Source organism: Salinibaculum salinum, from assembly GCF_037645885.1.
In the GTDB taxonomy this organism is placed as follows: Archaea; Halobacteriota; Halobacteria; order Halobacteriales; family Haloarculaceae; genus Salinibaculum; species Salinibaculum salinum.
This window is the reverse complement of the sequence record NZ_JBBENW010000028.1, coordinates 21,400-36,998: the sequence shown is the minus strand read 5'-3', so window position 1 is coordinate 36,998 and position 15,599 is coordinate 21,400. Positions and strand designations below refer to the sequence as shown.

The 15,599-nt window shown below is 62.5% G+C and carries 15 protein-coding genes; 5 read left to right on the top strand and 10 right to left on the bottom strand.

The genetic code is table 11. The features are described 5' to 3' along the window. Positions 1-131: 131 nt before the first annotated feature. From WDJ60_RS17860 to WDJ60_RS17835, 6 genes are read right to left on the bottom strand one after another with little or no spacing between them, the layout of a single operon-like run. Entirely contained in the window at positions 132-680 is a 549-nt protein-coding gene (locus tag WDJ60_RS17860; protein ID WP_340102084.1) for a gluconate 2-dehydrogenase subunit 3 family protein, read from the bottom strand. After that, entirely contained in the window at positions 677-2,713 is a 2,037-nt protein-coding gene (locus WDJ60_RS17855; protein WP_340102083.1) for a DUF7846 domain-containing protein, read from the bottom strand. The genes WDJ60_RS17860 and WDJ60_RS17855 overlap by 4 nt, the downstream gene beginning before the upstream one ends. Before the next feature lie 2 nt (positions 2,714-2,715). Further along, the gene (locus WDJ60_RS17850) at positions 2,716-3,840 is read right to left on the bottom strand and encodes an ABC transporter ATP-binding protein (protein ID WP_417750476.1); all 1,125 of its coding nucleotides are present in this window, start codon (positions 3,838-3,840) and stop codon (positions 2,716-2,718) included. Then, complete coding sequence (locus tag WDJ60_RS17845; protein WP_340102081.1) at positions 3,830-5,512, bottom strand: ABC transporter permease; 1,683 nt, start codon at positions 5,510-5,512, stop codon at positions 3,830-3,832. Before WDJ60_RS17845 ends, WDJ60_RS17850 begins: the two co-directional genes overlap by 11 nt. 30 nt (positions 5,513-5,542) lie before the next feature. After that, positions 5,543-6,730, bottom strand: a complete 1,188-nt coding sequence (locus WDJ60_RS17840; protein ID WP_340102080.1) for an extracellular solute-binding protein — start codon at positions 6,728-6,730, stop codon at positions 5,543-5,545. A 38-nt stretch (positions 6,731-6,768) separates the two neighbouring features. Further along, positions 6,769-7,947: an alpha-1 4-glucan-protein synthase gene (locus WDJ60_RS17835; RefSeq protein WP_340102079.1), complete on the bottom strand. Its 1,179-nt coding sequence runs from the start codon at positions 7,945-7,947 to the stop codon at positions 6,769-6,771. 119 nt (positions 7,948-8,066) lie between these two features. On the opposite strand from WDJ60_RS17835, the gene WDJ60_RS17830 reads away from it, so the two are divergent. Together WDJ60_RS17830 and WDJ60_RS17825 are read left to right on the top strand one after the other, a co-directional pair. Next, positions 8,067-9,218 (top strand): thiolase family protein, encoded by a 1,152-nt coding sequence (locus WDJ60_RS17830; RefSeq protein ID WP_340102078.1) that lies wholly within the window; start codon positions 8,067-8,069, stop codon positions 9,216-9,218. After that, complete coding sequence (locus WDJ60_RS17825) at positions 9,215-9,616, top strand: Zn-ribbon domain-containing OB-fold protein (protein ID WP_340102077.1); 402 nt, start codon at positions 9,215-9,217, stop codon at positions 9,614-9,616. The genes WDJ60_RS17830 and WDJ60_RS17825 overlap by 4 nt, the downstream gene beginning before the upstream one ends. Here WDJ60_RS17825 and WDJ60_RS17820 read toward each other — a convergent pair whose 3' ends face one another. Together WDJ60_RS17820 and WDJ60_RS17815 are read right to left on the bottom strand one after the other, a co-directional pair. Further along, a complete protein-coding gene (locus tag WDJ60_RS17820) occupies positions 9,617-10,093 on the bottom strand; it encodes an HTH domain-containing protein (RefSeq protein ID WP_340102076.1) in 477 nt (158 codons plus the stop codon). Between the two features lie 167 nt (positions 10,094-10,260). Continuing rightward, positions 10,261-10,797, bottom strand: a complete 537-nt coding sequence (locus WDJ60_RS17815) for a DUF7547 family protein (RefSeq protein ID WP_340102075.1) — start codon at positions 10,795-10,797, stop codon at positions 10,261-10,263. Between the two features lie 107 nt (positions 10,798-10,904). On the opposite strand from WDJ60_RS17815, the gene WDJ60_RS17810 reads away from it, so the two are divergent. Beyond that, positions 10,905-11,084 carry a hypothetical protein gene (locus tag WDJ60_RS17810; RefSeq protein WP_340102074.1) on the top strand — a complete coding sequence of 60 codons (180 nt, stop codon included), beginning with the start codon at positions 10,905-10,907 and terminating at the stop codon, positions 11,082-11,084. An 18-nt stretch (positions 11,085-11,102) separates the two neighbouring features. On the opposite strand, the gene dpsA is transcribed toward WDJ60_RS17810, so the two are convergent. Continuing rightward, complete coding sequence (gene dpsA / locus WDJ60_RS17805) at positions 11,103-11,651, bottom strand: DNA starvation/stationary phase protection protein DpsA (RefSeq protein ID WP_340102073.1); 549 nt, start codon at positions 11,649-11,651, stop codon at positions 11,103-11,105. Between the two features lie 132 nt (positions 11,652-11,783). Beyond that, positions 11,784-12,164: a DUF8048 family protein gene (locus WDJ60_RS17800; protein ID WP_340102072.1), complete on the bottom strand. Its 381-nt coding sequence runs from the start codon at positions 12,162-12,164 to the stop codon at positions 11,784-11,786. A gap of 96 nt (positions 12,165-12,260) precedes the next feature. On the opposite strand from WDJ60_RS17800, the gene WDJ60_RS17795 reads away from it, so the two are divergent. Together WDJ60_RS17795 and WDJ60_RS17790 are read left to right on the top strand one after the other, a co-directional pair. Next, on the top strand, positions 12,261-14,357 hold the full coding sequence (locus tag WDJ60_RS17795) for an acetate--CoA ligase family protein (protein WP_340102071.1): 2,097 nt from the start codon (positions 12,261-12,263) through the stop codon (positions 14,355-14,357). Beyond that, the gene (locus tag WDJ60_RS17790; protein ID WP_340102070.1) at positions 14,354-15,412 is read left to right on the top strand and encodes a phosphotransacetylase family protein; all 1,059 of its coding nucleotides are present in this window, start codon (positions 14,354-14,356) and stop codon (positions 15,410-15,412) included. The genes WDJ60_RS17795 and WDJ60_RS17790 overlap by 4 nt, the downstream gene beginning before the upstream one ends. Positions 15,413-15,599: the final 187 nt, after the last annotated feature.

Sequence of the window (15,599 nt, the reverse complement as noted above, 5' to 3'; positions counted from 1 at the left end):
ACGGAGGTCGCTGCGTGGGAACGCACCCGAAACGAGGACGAATCCGAGATTGAGTGGCAGTTCACGGCCGATGACGCTCGCATCAAACTCCGCCAGCTATATCCAGCAAATCACGATTGAAGCCGCACTAGTCACTCCGGTGGGCCGTGCTGGTAACTCTCGGCCCCGCCCGGATGTCCCTGCGGATTTTCCAGGCCGAGCAGTTCGCCGCCAGTCGGTGACGTGTACAGGGCATACAGGAGTTCGTTGACGACGTAAAACCTGAACCGTTCTACATCGCTTCCCTCGGGGTCCGGCTCGCTCACGTCCGCGCCCATCGCGCTGAGAACTGTTTTCTGGCGTGCTTCGGTTAACTCCAGATAGGGCGCGTCGTACCACTCTTTCGCGTAGCTATCCAGATAATCGAGCGAATCGACTAGTCCCGCCAGTCGATCGGGGCGGTCGCTGATACTGCCCACGACGTAGGTTTCGACGAACTCGGAGATACCGGAGACTGACGAGGGATAGACGACGGCGGCGACGGTATCGAGTAGTTCGCGGTCGTGCTCGGTAACCCTCGGTTCGCCCTCGTCAGCGGTCTCATCGAGAGCCTGCCAGGTGAGTGCGCCTCCGCCAGCGACAACCCCGGCGGAAGCGAGCGCTACAATCGCGTCGCGGCGTGTGAGTTCGTAGTCAGTCATCTGTCGTCTCCGTGCACCGTGGCATTCATTCGGACCCCGTCGCGGTGCTCGCCGGGGACGTACGCGGCTTCGCCGCCACAGCTCGTCGGCGAGCGGCAGACTTCGAGCGACGGTGTGAGCGCCCGGTAGCCATCGCGCGTGCGGTCGACCGGGAGCGTCACGACGTACTCGAAGCCACCGAGCGAGCCGTAGTCGACGTACGTCACCAGTCTGAACGGCTCGTCGCGCAGGCGCTCTACACTCAGGTTCTCGGTGAAATGTGGTGAGGTGACAGCTGCCCGGCCGTCCGCGACCGTGATGGAGATGTCGAGTCCACTCCGGGGCATGCTTGCAGCCGTACTGTTACCTGACTCGCCGAAACTACCTCTGACCTCGATAGCCTCGGCAGCAGGAGGGACGCCGAGCGAGAGATTCGCGCCGACGCTGGATCCCTCGGCGACGCGTACCGGTTGCAGTCGGGGAGTCACGGCCTGGCGCGAGTAGGGCACCCACTGATTGCGGTACGTGTACCGGTAGGCCGTCCGGTTGGGAACGGCGTCGACGACCTGGAACTGGCGTTCGTCGAGCGCGTAGACGGTGTCACCGTCGAACCCGGGATCGTTGCGCAGTGGCTGGAACGGGTGGTTCAGCCAGTCGCCGTACGGGTCGGGGAGGAAGACGAGCGCGTTCTCCAGGTCTCGCTCCTCGAAGGGTTCGTACGCCTGCTGGTACTGCTCGGTCACCTCGTAGTTGTCCGTCAGCGGGCCGCCGAACGCGCCGGCAGTGACGCCGGTCAGGACGAGCGCACAGGCCAACGCAACGACCAGTGTGGCGGTACGGAGCGGTTTACTGTCGAGGGCAGCGTACCAGTCGCTGACGACTCCGACGACGTAGATAGCACCCACCGCGCCGAAGGCAACTGTTGGGAGGAGTAGACCGACGTGGTAGTAGGGACCGAGAAAGGAGATGAGCCCGTCCGTCGTATCCGAGAGGTCTCCGAGCACGTTCAGCGTGCCCCAGAAGTAGACGTTGCCCAGCGGTATCGTGACGGCGACCCCGGCGAGCGCGAGCGTCCGCGGGTCCGGTCGCCAGCGAGCGCGCCGGACGACGACACCGAGTCCGCCGAGAGCGAGCAAACTCCCCAGTGGACCGCCCGCGGTCCACTGTGTCGCGTAGGTCAGCAGGTTCCGGGCGTTGGCCTCCAGTGCGAGCGGGATGGTGTAGTCGCGCTCGTAGCCCAGTATCCGCCGGGTCCCGAAGCCTGGGCCGTCCTGCGGTGCAAACTCCTGGTAGGGGAAGACGAGCGGGTCGCCGGTCACGACAACGTTGTAGCCGAGTGCGACGGCGACGCCGCAGAGGCCGAGTACGGCTGTTGTCCCCTGTTGGAGTACTACGTCGCGGTCGAACCCGCGGAGCGTCCAGAGGGCATGTGTAATAAACGGTGCCGCAAACAGCACCGCAGTGTACGGTCGAGCGAAAAAAGAGAGACCGATTGCCCCGCCAGCCAGGGCTGCAAACCGCGTGTCTCCGGTCCGGTCGGCGCGGAGATAGGCCCACGCAAAACAGAGGTTCAGGCAGAAGGCGGGAACGTACGGCAGGAAGACCGACGCGTCGACAAGAAAGAGCGGCGAGAGGACGAGCAGGACGGCTGCGACGACGCCGGTCTCGCGGTCGAACACCTCTGCGACGACAGCATAGGTCAGGACGACCGTCAGCGCTGCGACGCCCGCGAGCGCGAGCCGTGCCGACCCAGCGACCATCCCGAGAGCGAAGATAGCGGCGGTGACCGGCGTATACTTCGGGTACAGCGCGTCACCCTCGGCGACGAAAAACCACGGTCGGAACACCTCCGGAACGGGGGGATGTAGAAACAACTGTCCCTCCAGAAGCATCGCGGCCTGCTGGAGATAGACGGCTTCGTCGTGGTTCGTCGTGTAGTAGGGAAAGACGCCTTCACCGATTGCGTAGACGAGCACAGCAGTGAGGACGGCGAGCGACCAGACGACCCACCGTGGGCGCGTGCGTGCCGCGGCGAGTCGCTGGAGCGGCCCCATTTTCAGTCGAGTGGGTACCAGGCCAGTGGGTGGTCGGCGACGATATCGACTCTCACTGGCTGACCGTGTTCGAACGTCTGGACGTGATTGTGGAGACAGCGGACGACGCCGCCGTCGTTCAGTTCGACGCGATAGACGAAGTTCGGCCCGTTGTACTGGCGGTGGACGATGTGTCCGTCCGCGAGGTTCTCCTCGACGGGCGTCGCTTCGAGGTCGTCCGGCCGGACCAGCACGTCGATCTGTGCACCGTCGTAGGCGCTGAGCGGACCGTTGATCTGCTCGGTTGAGAGCGTATCGAGCGTCGTCTCGACAATGTCACCGCGGACGCGTCCGGTCAGGAAACTCGCCCGCCCGAGAAAGGAGGCGACGAACTTCGATTCGGGGTTCTCGAAGACGGTTTCGGGCTTGCCAACCTGTTCGAGGTGGCCGTCGTTCATGATTGCCACGCGATCGCTGATGGAGAGTGCCTCCTCCTGGTCGTGGGTGACGGAGATGGCGGTGACACCGGCCTCTTTCAGAATCTCTCTGACTTCCTCGCGCATCTCGACGCGCAGGCGGATGTCCAGATTCGAGAAGGGTTCGTCGAGCAAGAGCACGTCCGGTTCCGGCGCGAGCGAGCGGGCGAGCGCGACGCGCTGTTGCTGACCACCGGAGAGTTGACTGGGCATCTTCTCGCGGTGGTCCTCGAGCCCGACGAGTTCGAGCAGTTCGTCGACGCGGTCCTCCCGGTCGGCTTTCGACCAGTCGGCGATGCCGAAGGCGATGTTTTCGGCGACATCGAGGTGGGGAAAGAGAGCGAAGTTCTGGAAGACCAGTCCAACGTCGCGGTCTTCCGGCGCGACGAAGGTCCCATCGCCGGCGACAGGTTCACCAGCGATTGATATCGTCCCGGTAGTGGGTTCGGTCAGCCCGGCGATGAGCCGGAGTGTCGTCGTCTTCCCACAGCCCGACGGTCCCAGGAACGTCAGAAGTTCGCCGTCGTCGACCGACAGCGAGAGGTCTTCGACTGCCGCTTCGAGGCCGAACTCCTTGGTGACGCCGTCCAGTTCGAGGACAGCGGTGCGCTCGTCGTGGTCGCGGGTCGATTCTGTCGCCGGTTCGGTCATGGGGGTGTCGTTACGTGCCATCGTCGGTCTCCTGTCGCAGTATGATGAGCATCGAGAGCGCAGAGACGCCAACCAGGATGAGCGCCGGGACGGCGGCCTGGCCGTAGTATGCTGCCTCTTGGACCTGCCAGATGTAAGTAACGATGGTTTCGCCGCCGAGCGGTCGCAAGAGCAGCGTCGCCGGGAGCTCTTTCATCGTCGTGAGAAAGACAAGCGCGCCGCCCGCGATGACCCCCGGCGCGATCTGCGGGAAGACGACGCGGCGGAACGACCGCAGCGAGCCGTCGCCCATCGACCGGGCCGCCTCGACGTGTTTGGGGTCGACCTGGAGTATCGAGGACTCCATCGTGCCGACGGCCTGGGGGATGAAGCGGACGATGTACGCGAAGATCAGAACGTAGACCGTGCCGTAGAGGATGTTTGTCTCCCCGAGATTGAGGAAGCCGGTGAGGGCGTTTTCGTACCGAAGCCCGAGGAAAATGAGTGAGAGACCGACGACGACGCCCGGCATCGCGTAGCCGATGTAACTGGCCCGCTCCGGGAGCGAGCCGAGTTTCGAGTCACTCCGCGCGGAGAGATACGCGAGCGGAAGTCCGATCAGGACCGCACCGACAGCAGCAGCAGCAGAGACGCTAACTGAGTTAGCCACGAACGACATCTCGAACTGGAAGCCACCCTCGGCGTAGCCTGGCGAGGGGCGACGGAGCCACATGAACAGGATGCCGATGGGGACAGCGAGTCCCAGGAACGCAATCGAGAAGCAGAAGGCCAGCGCGGGCCACTTCCAGCGACCGAGTTCGATCATTCCCGGCCGCTTGGAGCCACTGGAGACGTGGGCACCCTCTCGGCTGGCGTTGATGCGAGACTCCCAGACCAGAATACCGACCGTAATCGCGAGCAGGAGCAAGGAGAGCAACGCAGCGCGCCCGAGGAAGAAATTGTTGTACCAGACGTAGATCATCCGCGTGAACACGTCGTAGCGCATGATCTGGGGCGTCCCGAAATCAGAGAGCGTGTACAGCGCGACGAGCAGCGACCCGGCGGCGATACCGGGTTTGATCTGCGGGAGTGTCACGCGCCTGAACGCCTGCCAGCGCGAGTGGTTGAGCGTCTGGGCCGCCTCGACGACGGTCCCGTCGAAGGAAAGGAGCGAGGCGCGCGTCGTCAGGTAGACGTAGGGGTAGGTAAACAGCGTCAGGACGAGCGTCGCACCGAACAGCCCATAAATCGCCGGGAGTTCCTGAATCCCGAGCGGTGCGAGCATATCCTGGAGAACGCCGCGCGGTCCGAACGCAGAGACGAACGCGAAGGCACCGATGTAGCTGGGAATCACGAGCGGGAGCGCAGAGACGATTGTCCAGAACCGACGAAACGGCAGGTCAGTCTGGACCGTGAGGATGGCGAGTGGCACGCCGACGAGAATCGAGCCAGCCGTCACCGCCGCCGTCAGAAGCAACGAGTTGACGACGATTTCGGCCGTTTTGGCGCTGAAAATCATCGATATCGCCCGCTCTGTCCCGACGCTCTGGGCTTCGAGGATAATCCAGACGACCGGTGACAGTAACACGAGCGCAACGAGCGTCGCGACGACGACGAGCAAGGAGGGACGTCGGACGTAACTCCGGAGACGTGCCGATAGCTCTCGGAGGCGTGAGCGAGCCGGCTCGGATGATGATTGCGTAGAACTGTCCATCAGTTTATGGGGCAGTTATCCCTCCGTCGGTTAGAGCACTCCGGTTTCGTCGAGCAGGTCGAGCGTCGGTCCGGTGTCCGACAGTTCCGAGAGGTCGATGTCCGGCGGATTCAGTTCGTCGATAGTCGGAAGGTCACCGACCGGTTCGACGCCCGAGACGGTCGGATACGCGAACGTTCGGGTCGCGAAGAACTCCTGTGCCTCCGAAGAGAGCAGGTGTCGGATGAAGTTCTCTGCGAGGTCCTGTTGTTGCGTCCCGCTGACAATCTGGGCGCCGGAGACGTTGATGAGCGCGCCCGCGTCGCCGCTGGTAAACGCGAGGTTGAGCGGTGCGTTCTGGCGCTGGCTCTGGACGCGAAGCGCGTAGTAGTGGTTAGCGAACCCGGAGACAATCTCACCGCTCGCGACCTGATTGGAGATTCGGAACTCGTTGGGGTACTGGGAGATACCCGCGTCCTGCATGTCGTTGAGCCACTGGCGCGTCTCGCTTTCGCCGCGGAGGAGACGCATCGCGGTGATGAACGACTGGAAGGCGCCGTAGGTCGGCGCCCAGCCCATGTTGTCCTGGAACGCTGACACGTCCGGGAACTCCTGGACCGTGTCGGGAACGTCGCTCTCGGAGAGTTCGTTCGTGTTGTACGGAACTGCGCGGGCACGGCCGGCAATGCCGACCCACTCACCGGTCCTGAACTGCGAAGGGACGGCATCAGTGACGTCGGAAGAAAGCGACGCTGCCGCGCCGGCGTCGGCGACGTTGCCGAGCGACCCGGCGTCGACAGCGATGAATACGTCTGCCTGGCTCGCGCCGGCGTCGACCTCCTCGGTAATTCGATTCGAGAGCTGACTGGAGGAGTCGAGCGTGTGGTTGAACGAGAAATCGGAGTAGATGTTCGAGAACAGTTCGATGAGATCCAGATACAGGCCACCCTCGCCACCGCCGAGGTAGAAGTTAAGCTCGCCCTCCAGATCGGGCATCTCGGTGATGGAGGTCCCCCCAGGGTCGCCGCGAGAAGAGACCATTGGACCCGAGCCGCGGAAGTCCGCGATGCTCACGTCGAGGTTGGTCCCGTTGCTATCGTTGTTGTCGCCACCGAACAGTCCGAAACAGCCGGCCAGCGACCCGGCCCCGGCCAACCCCGTCGCGGCCAGTACCTTCCGTCGGGTGTGCCGACTATCCGTTTCGTGTCGTTCAGAAGTCCGCTCAGAATTTTCTTTCATTGTCATAATTTAGGTTTGCCTAAAACACTTAACGCTTTCTAATCGTCCCCAGTCGTCGGGATACTCTGCTTTTGCGGCTGGGCAGTGGCGATAGCATCGAGACAGTCCAGCCAGTCGAGCATGTACTCCCCGACGTGGTTGAGGAACGGTCCGTTCTCGTAATCGCCAAAGTCGCCGTCGGCGAGTTCGTGTGCCATCGCCCTGAAGACACCAGCGTAACTGTCTGCGTCTGGTCCGGCGTCGTCGATTAGCTCCCAGACGTGCTCGTTCAGTTCGAGGCCGTGGACTTCGTTGGTGAGGTCCGAGAACGTCGACCTGGGTGCCTTGTTGTGCTCACAGAGTGGATCGCCGTTGTAGATCTGCTTGCCGAGTACGTCACAGGCCCGCTTGAGGAACACGCCCGACCAGATGTCGTCGAACCGACCCACGTCCCATTCGTTGTCGTCCATCGGCAACTGGTAGAAGGCCGGAATCACCTCACGGCGGAAGGCGAGATTCATCGAGCAGACAGTGAGGTAGTTGCCTTCCCGGGCGACGAAGTCCTCGCCGAAATCGTCGACACTGGTTCGGGTCTGTGCCTGTCCCTGGAGGTCACCGTCCATCAGGATCCGGACGGCATCGAGGTCCGGCACGTTCGTCCAGAGGCCCTGGGAGGCGACCACGTCGTCGACCTCGACGGGTTCGGTTTCGACCGTCTCGTCCATCGCGCTGTAGGGATAGCCGCGAGGATAGAGACCGTGTTCGTCCTCGTTCTGGTAGAGGACGTTGACCCACTGTTCGTCGGAGCTAACGCCGGTCACCTCGCCCTCGTACTGGAGGTTGTCGAGGTGGCGACCGAAGAAGTCGAACTCGTCGTGGGGGAGCGTGTCGTCGTCGATGAAGACGCCGTACTCGAAGTCGTTCACCCACATGTAGAGGAGCCCGAAGGAGGTCTGTGCGTGGCTGGCTTCGGGAATGAGGTGGTTGTATTCGCCGACACCGTGGCGCTCGAACCACGCCTCGCGGGCGGTGCCGTCGTACACCTCGCCGGAGACGTCCTCCTCGTCTAGCATCGTCTGCATCTCTTCGGTGTCACAGAAGTTCTCGGTGACGAGGACGACGTGCAGTCGGTCCAAATCGAAACCGTGTGTGCGCGCGTTCTCGAAATACGCCCGCATACACTCGTACTCGCGTATCGTCGGGACGATCACGCAGATGTCCTCTACTGTCCGTGCCATCGTATCTATCCCTCAGTCTTTAGGCCACCCTAAAATAACTGTTGTTTTAGGACGGCCTAATACGTGCGAGTGAGGGAAACGACCGAAACGACCACAACGCGGCCCCGAGTCGGTCCGATATGGACGTTGCGATCCTCAGTGCAGCGATGACGGACTTCGGCGAGCGAGAGTCGTGGATACGAGAGTTGCTCGCCGAAGCCGGCGAGGCGTGTCTCGACGAGTCGCCGGTCGAACGCGAATCTGTCGAGCACCTCTACGTCTCGAACATGGCCAGCGGCGAACTGGAAGGGCAGACCGGCGTGATGAACGCGCTCGCACACGACCTGGGCGTACTGCCGGCGTACGCCGAGCGCGTCGACCAGACGTCGGCGTCGGGCGCGGCGGGTGTCTTCGAAGCGTGGCAATCAGTCGCGTCCGGAGCCAGCGACATGACGCTGTTAGTCGGTGGGGAGAAGATGACCCATCGTGACACGCCGGAAACTTCGGACGTCGTTGCGTCGGTGACTCACCCGGTCGAGTACAAACACGGGGTGACGCTGCCAGCCTTCGGTGCGATGGCCGCGCGACTCTACATGCACGAATACGACGCACCCAGGGAGAGTCTCGCCCGCGTCGCGGTGAAAAATCACAGCAATGCGCTGGCGAACCCGCACGCGCAGTTCCGGAAAGCGGTCGACGTCGAGACCGTACTGGAGAGTCCGATAGTCAACGACCCGCTGCGCCTCTACGACTACTGTCCGGTCACCGACGGCAGCGCGGCACTCCTGTTCTGTCCCGTTTCGGTTGCCGAAGCGTACACTGACGACTACGTCCGCGTGGCCGGTGTCGCTGGCGCGACAGACACACACGTCGTGCACGAACGCTCGGACCCGCTAGCGATGGAGGCCGTCGCCGAAAGCGGTCGTCGGGCCTTCGAGATGGCCGATTGGGGCGTCGAAGCCCTCGACGTGGCCGAACTCCACGATATGGTAACGGTACTCGAACCACTCCAGCTAGAGGCACTCGATATCGCCGACCGGGGCAAAGGCTGGCAACTCACCGACGACGGAACGACCGCGAGAGACGGAACGCTGCCGATCAATCCATCGGGCGGGCTGAAAGCGCGCGGGCATCCACTCGGTGCGACCGGGGTCGCACAGGTGGCGGAGCTCTACTGGCAACTGCTCGGTGAGGCGGGTGACCGGCAGGTCGACGCCGACCGCGGACTGGCCTGTAACGTCGGCGGCTTTGGAAACTGTGTGATCACGTCGCTTCTGGAGGTGGCGGCATGACAGCAGAGACGCCCAACACTGCGAGCACCGACCGCGAGCGATTGCTCGCTCATCGCTGTCCCAACGACCATCTGACGTATCCGGGCCACACCGTCTGTCCAACCTGCGGACGCGAACAGACCGAAACGGTCGACCTCACAGACCGGACCGCGACAGTGGTAACCTGGACGGAGAGCATTGCGACTCCGTCTGGCGTCCGGGCGCCAAACACAATGGCAATCGTCGAATTTACCGCCGAAGGTAATACTGTATCAGTCCTTGGACAGATGACGGATGATGTGGCTATTGGGGATACTGTCCAGCCGGTCTTCATCGAAGAGTTACGGGACCCAGACGTGAGTCTCAGAGCGAAAGAAAGCCAGTCGTGGGCTGGTTATCGGTTCGAACCGGTCCGGTAGTCAGTCAGCAGCGAGCGCTTCCGGCGTGGCATCACTCAGGTCCTCTCCAATCAGCGCCTGTAGACCGTCTTCGACGGTCTTTGCACCGTCCTCGTCGTCGTTGTGTGGATAGATGGCCGAGACGTCGTCCCCATCGTAGACGGCGAGACAGAACGCCGGCATGACGAGCCAGTCGGTGTGTTCGCCTGCTGCCGACGAGAAGCACTCCCTGGTCTGGAAAAACGGCGTGAGACGGACCCCCTCTTCGTCCGCCCACGACTCGAAGGACAGATACGTATCCCGGAGTTCGTCGTCACAGTCCTCGACTGGCGTCCGCTTGACCCACTCCTCCCGAGTGACCGCATCGACGTGACCGTTCTCTTCGAGTTCGACGAGTCGATCGTGGACACAATCGGCCCGCTCCGCTGCCGGTGGCGGTAACTCAGTTCGTTCGTACAGCACGACTTCGATAGACCCCTCACGCTTGTTGCTGTGCATGGATGGCTCCGTCTGTACTGTTGATACCTTCACAGTAAAACGTTTTTATCAGATTACAAATTGAGACGGCATACCAATAGCGGTGCGGTATCGAATACCGCCATTTACTCGCGTTATAGATACTCTCGTTGAGTTTTACAAGAATCACACCTGGCTGGATTTCGCCGTTATCTGTTGTCTCCGTTTCCTTCGTGTGAGTTCTCATCGTCGACATCGTCTTTGAGAGACCGGAGCTCTGCATCGACGTCGATATCCACGCTGTCGCGCTGGGTGGTACCCTGAGCCTCGAGTTGGTCGTCGATCTCTAATTTGAGGGTTCGAACGTCGTCGAGTAACTCTCGGGCCTCGTCGTTCGGGGGTCGTCCCTCCAGTGCCGTCCCGAGGTCAGCCAGTGCGTCGTCAAGACGGGACAGTGTCGCTCGCCCGAGTTCCGTCGCACGCTCGCGCGTCTGCGAGCTAGCGGTTCCGGGGTTACGGCCCTCAGCGATTCGGAGCGCGCGCTGGACGAGTCGCAACGCGCGAACGTTCGTCTCGAGAACGAGCACAATGGCTGGTATCGTCACTTCGCTGGTGAACCGAACGAGCTGTCGCGGTGTTGGGGGCCGTGGCGGACCGCGTGTCTGTGTGAGTTCGTCCTGTAACTCCTCGACTGCCCCGGTCAATTCCCCGAACAGTTGTGATAGCTCCGGGTCCCCGTTGCTCATACGCCTCCTACGGTCCGCCCGCACTAAAGTCCGTGCAGGAACCCGCAATCTCAGTTTCTTAGGCCAACCAAAACCCTTTTAATTTTAGGGGTGCCTAAGTTCACTCAATGTCCCATGCAGACGATGTCCGGACGGTCAGGGACTCGGTCAATTCGACGGATATACCGGGCCCGATCGACTGTGACGTGACTGTTCACGAGTGCTCGCCGCGTCGGACGGTGTTTACAGAAGAGGGGAATTCAGATGGGTGGATTGCGACCGACACGACCGTCGACCTTCTCCGATAAGCTTCGGCCGTCCTTTCGTTACTTCATCGCACCGTCGTAGACGAGCGTGTCGTCTTCGAGGTAGTGTTCGATGTGGTGAGCGTCTTCTTCCGTCTGGACGAGGATCTCTCGGAGAATCTCTGCGGTGGCGTGGTCCCCGAGATTTCCGGCGAGTTCGATGTGGTCACGGAGGCTCTCGATGACGTCACCGTAGAGGTCCATATCGTTTGTCAGCGACGTGCGGATGTCGTACACGTCCTCGTCTTCGGCTTCGATTGTCGCGTGCGCTTGTAGGTTGCTCATGCTCGCGACGGGCGTTCCGCCGATCGCCTGTGCCCGCTCGGCAATCTCGTCGGCCGCTGCCTCGACGTTTTCGGCGGCCTCACCGAGGAAGATGTGCAGGTCGCGGAACTCGGCACCTTCGACGTTCCAGTGGTGTTTTCGGAGTTGATGGTAGAGGACGAACGAGTCTGCAAGGTCCGTGTTTAGCGCCTCTACGATCTGTTCTGCCTTCTCTCCGTCGAGGCGGAGCGCTTTGCTCTCCTCGACTGTACCGAACTCTTGTTGGACGGTTTTCTGGGTGCTCATTACATGCAGTACTATTCTTTGATCCTACATAAAGACTGCTATCGAGAAAAATATTTTCTGGATGGGAAAAATTAGTACTTTTTCGCCAAATCTAAAGTTGTATTATCGGTAACACTGCGGTCGAGTAATCGGTCACGGCCGAGTCAGGACGACCGCCGCATCGGTATCGAAACGACTGCTATCGCTCACGAACGACCGAGCTTGCTCGTCATGGAGTGTTCGAAGCGCATCGAGTTCAGCGTCAGTGGCATCGAGTTGCGCACCGAATTCAGTCCAGACGTGGTCCCGGAGCGCGAGCACATAGACGGCCTCGGTCCGGTGAAGTAGAGGGTCCTGATGGAACTGATTGCGCCACTCGTAGACGATATCGTCGACACCTGGGAGGTCACGGACGCCGGCCTGGTGTGCGCGTGCAACATCGCGCAGTCGGCGCTCGTCGACGCCGGTGGTTGCGGCGACGGTTTCGAGAGTGTCGTCGTCGAAGGCAGCCAGCGGGTCGCGTATGGACGTCATGCCTGTTGGTATGGGACGACTCCCTGAAAAGTGCTGGCGGGTCTGTGTGTTGCCGGAGACAGTATCTTCTTGCGTGTGTCCATCGAAGTGTGTGTGATGGGAAAGTTAGCGACGCTCTTTGCCCCCGAGCGCGTTGCCGTTGTCGGAGCCACGGACCGCGAGGGGTCAGTTGGGTACGCCGTCACCCGGAACCTCCAGGCGGACTTCGACGGTGAGGTTCTCGCCGTCAACCCGAACGACGGCGAAGTGCTGGGACTGCCCTGTGCTGACTCGCTCTCGGAACTCGACGACATCGATGTCGCCGTCGTCGTCGTCCCACCCGACGTCGCAGTCGAGGTGGTCCGCCAGGCGGGCGAGTCCGGTATCGAGAACGTCGTCGTCATTACCGCCGGATTCTCGGAAGCCGGCAGTAACGGCGCAGCACGGGAACGCGAGATGGTTGCCATCGCCGAGGAGCACGACCTCAACCTCGTCGGGCCGAACTGCGTCGGCGTGATGTCTACCAGCGTCGGACTCAACGCGACGTTCGCCCCGCAGAACGCAAATCCCGGCAATATCTCGTTCATGAGTCAGTCCGGCGCGTTCATTACGGCCGTCCTCGACTGGGCCAGCGACCACGCTATCGGCTTCAAAGATATCGTCTCGCTGGGGAACAAGGCCGTCCTCGACGAGAGCGACTTCGTCCGCGAGTGGGGAGACGACCCCGAGACTGACGTCGTGCTGGGCTATCTGGAGGACATCGATGACGGGCGGGCGTTCATGGAAACCGCACGCGAAGTCGGGAAGGATACCCCAATCGTCGTCGTCAAATCCGGACGGACAGATGCCGGCGCGTCGGCCGCCGCCTCGCACACGGGCGCCATCGCAGGCAGTGACCGCGCGTACGAGGCCGGACTGGCGCAAGCTGGCGTCATCCGCGTCGACTCCGTACAGGAACTGTTCGACGCGGCCTCGATTCTGGCCGACCAGCCAGCGCCGGAGTCGGGCGAGATTGCAATCGTGACGAACGCCGGCGGCCCCGGCGTGATGACGACAGACGCCGTCGGCGACTCGTCGCTCTCGCTCGCGGAGTTCACCGACGGAACGCTCGATACCCTCGGTGAGCGCTTGCCCGACGGGGCGAACATCTACAACCCCGTCGACATCATCGGTGACGCACCGGCAGACCGATTCGAGGAGACGCTCGATGTCGTCCTCGACGACCCGGGTGTCGGCATGGCAGTCGTGCTGGCCTGTCCGACCGCGACACTCGATTTCGAGGAGTTGGCAGCCGCAACAGTGGCCAAACAGGAGACGCACGACGTTCCGGTCGCCGCCGTGCTGATGGGCGGGTCCTCGACACGGGCGGCCGCTGGGACGCTGTCGGATGCCGGCATCCCGTCGTACTTCGACCCGGCTCGCGCCGTCCGGAGCCTGGAGATCCTCTCTGAATACGGCGAGAGCCGCGAGCGCGAAGTCGCCGAAGCCACGACGTTCGACGTGGACAAAGAGCGTGCGCGGTCTATCCTCGAACGCGCTGCACGACGCAACAGCACACGCCTGGGTGTCGAAGCGATGGACCTGCTCGACGCCTACGGCATCCCGACACCCGAGGGCGATGTGGTCAACGACCCCGCCGAGGCCAAGGAAATCGCCGAAGCCATCGGCGAGGACGTGGTGATGAAAATCGTCAGTCCTGATATCCTGCACAAGTCGGATATCGGCGGCGTCGAAGTCGGGATCTCGCCCGAGGAGGTCTGGGACACCTACGAAGACCTGGTCGCCCGCGCCCGCCAGTACCAGCCAGATGCGACCATCCTGGGCGTGCAGGTCCAGGAGATGCTGGACCTCGATTCGGCCACCGAGACGATCGTCGGCGTCACCAGGGACCCGCAGTTCGGTCCGCTGGTGATGTTCGGACTCGGCGGCATCTTCGTCGAGATTCTCGAGGATACGTCGTTCCGGGTCGCTCCGGTGCCTGAACCAGAGGCTGCGGGAATGATAGACGAAATCGACGCTGCACCGCTGTTGCGAGGAGCGCGCGGACGAGCCCCGGTCGACGAAGCCGGCCTCGTCGAGACGATTCAGCGCATCTCACAGCTCGTGACCGACTTCCCGGCGATCACGGAACTGGACATCAACCCCGTCGTCGCGACGGCAGACGGCGTCTCGGCGGTGGACCTGCGACTCACCCTGGACACGGAGGAGCTATGAAAACGATACTCGTTACCTCGACCGAACCGAGCACAGGCAAGACAGCTATCAGCGTCGCGCTCGCGCGCCTCGCCCAGAAAGCGGGCCACGACGTGGGCTATATGAAGCCCAAAGGGACGCGACTGGAGAGTGCAGTCGGAAAGACACGCGACGAAGACCCGATGCTCGCCCGCGAGATGCTCGACATCGACGCCGCGATGCACGAACTGGAACCGATCGTCTACTCGCCGACGTTCGTCCAGGAAGCCATCCGCGGTCGCGAGGACCCAGCGGCACTCCGCGAGCGAGTCACGGAGAACTTCGAAACCCTCGCCGAGGACAAAGACGTGATGATCGTGGAGGGCGGCGGCCGCCTCTGGACCGGCGGCATCGTCGACCTCGACGACGCCGACATCGCCGAACTGCTGGACGCCGAGTCGATTCTGGTCAGTCGGTACGAGGACGGCGGGTCGCTGGACGACGTGCTCGCGGCGGCCGACGACCTCGGGGACAGCCTCACCGGCGTCATGTTCAACGCCGTCGAACGCCGGACGTTCGACGGTCTCGTCGACGACGCGATGCCGTTCCTCGACGGCCGAGGCGTCCACGCTCTGGGTGCGCTCGAACGGGACGAGGAACTCGCTGGCATCAGCGTCGCCGACCTCGCCGACGGTGTCGGTGCGACACTGCTGACCAGCGACGCACCCACGACCGAACTCGTCGAGCGGTTCTCTGTCGGTGCGATGGGAAGCAGCGCCGCGCTCGAACAGTTCCGCCGGACGCACAACGCGGCGGTCATCACCGGAGGGGACCGCTCCGACATCCAGACGACCGCACTCCAGGCCCCCGGCGTCGAGTGTCTCGTCCTCACTGGCGGGTACCGTCCGTCCAGTGCCGTCATCGGGAAGGCCGAAGACCGCGGTGTCCCGCTCTTGCTCGTCCAGTCTGACACCCGGACGACAATCGACCGCGTCGAGGAGGCGCTCCGTTCCGGGCGGACACGCTCGGAAGCCGCCATCAAGCGCATGGAGACATTGCTCGACGACGCCGTCGACGTTCAGGCGCTCATAGAATAGCTACTACCCGGCAGTTCACACAAAGATATTAATTCTGACATTCGTCAGACACACTTATTTTCTCCAAGATATTAGGTGGTCGTGGAGCCATTTGGCTCCGTAGTGTCACACGCTGGGGCTCCCCGCCCCACCGTACCCCTATGTTGCTGAAAGAATAGGTTAACCGCTGTCCGAGGAGAGTAGCCAG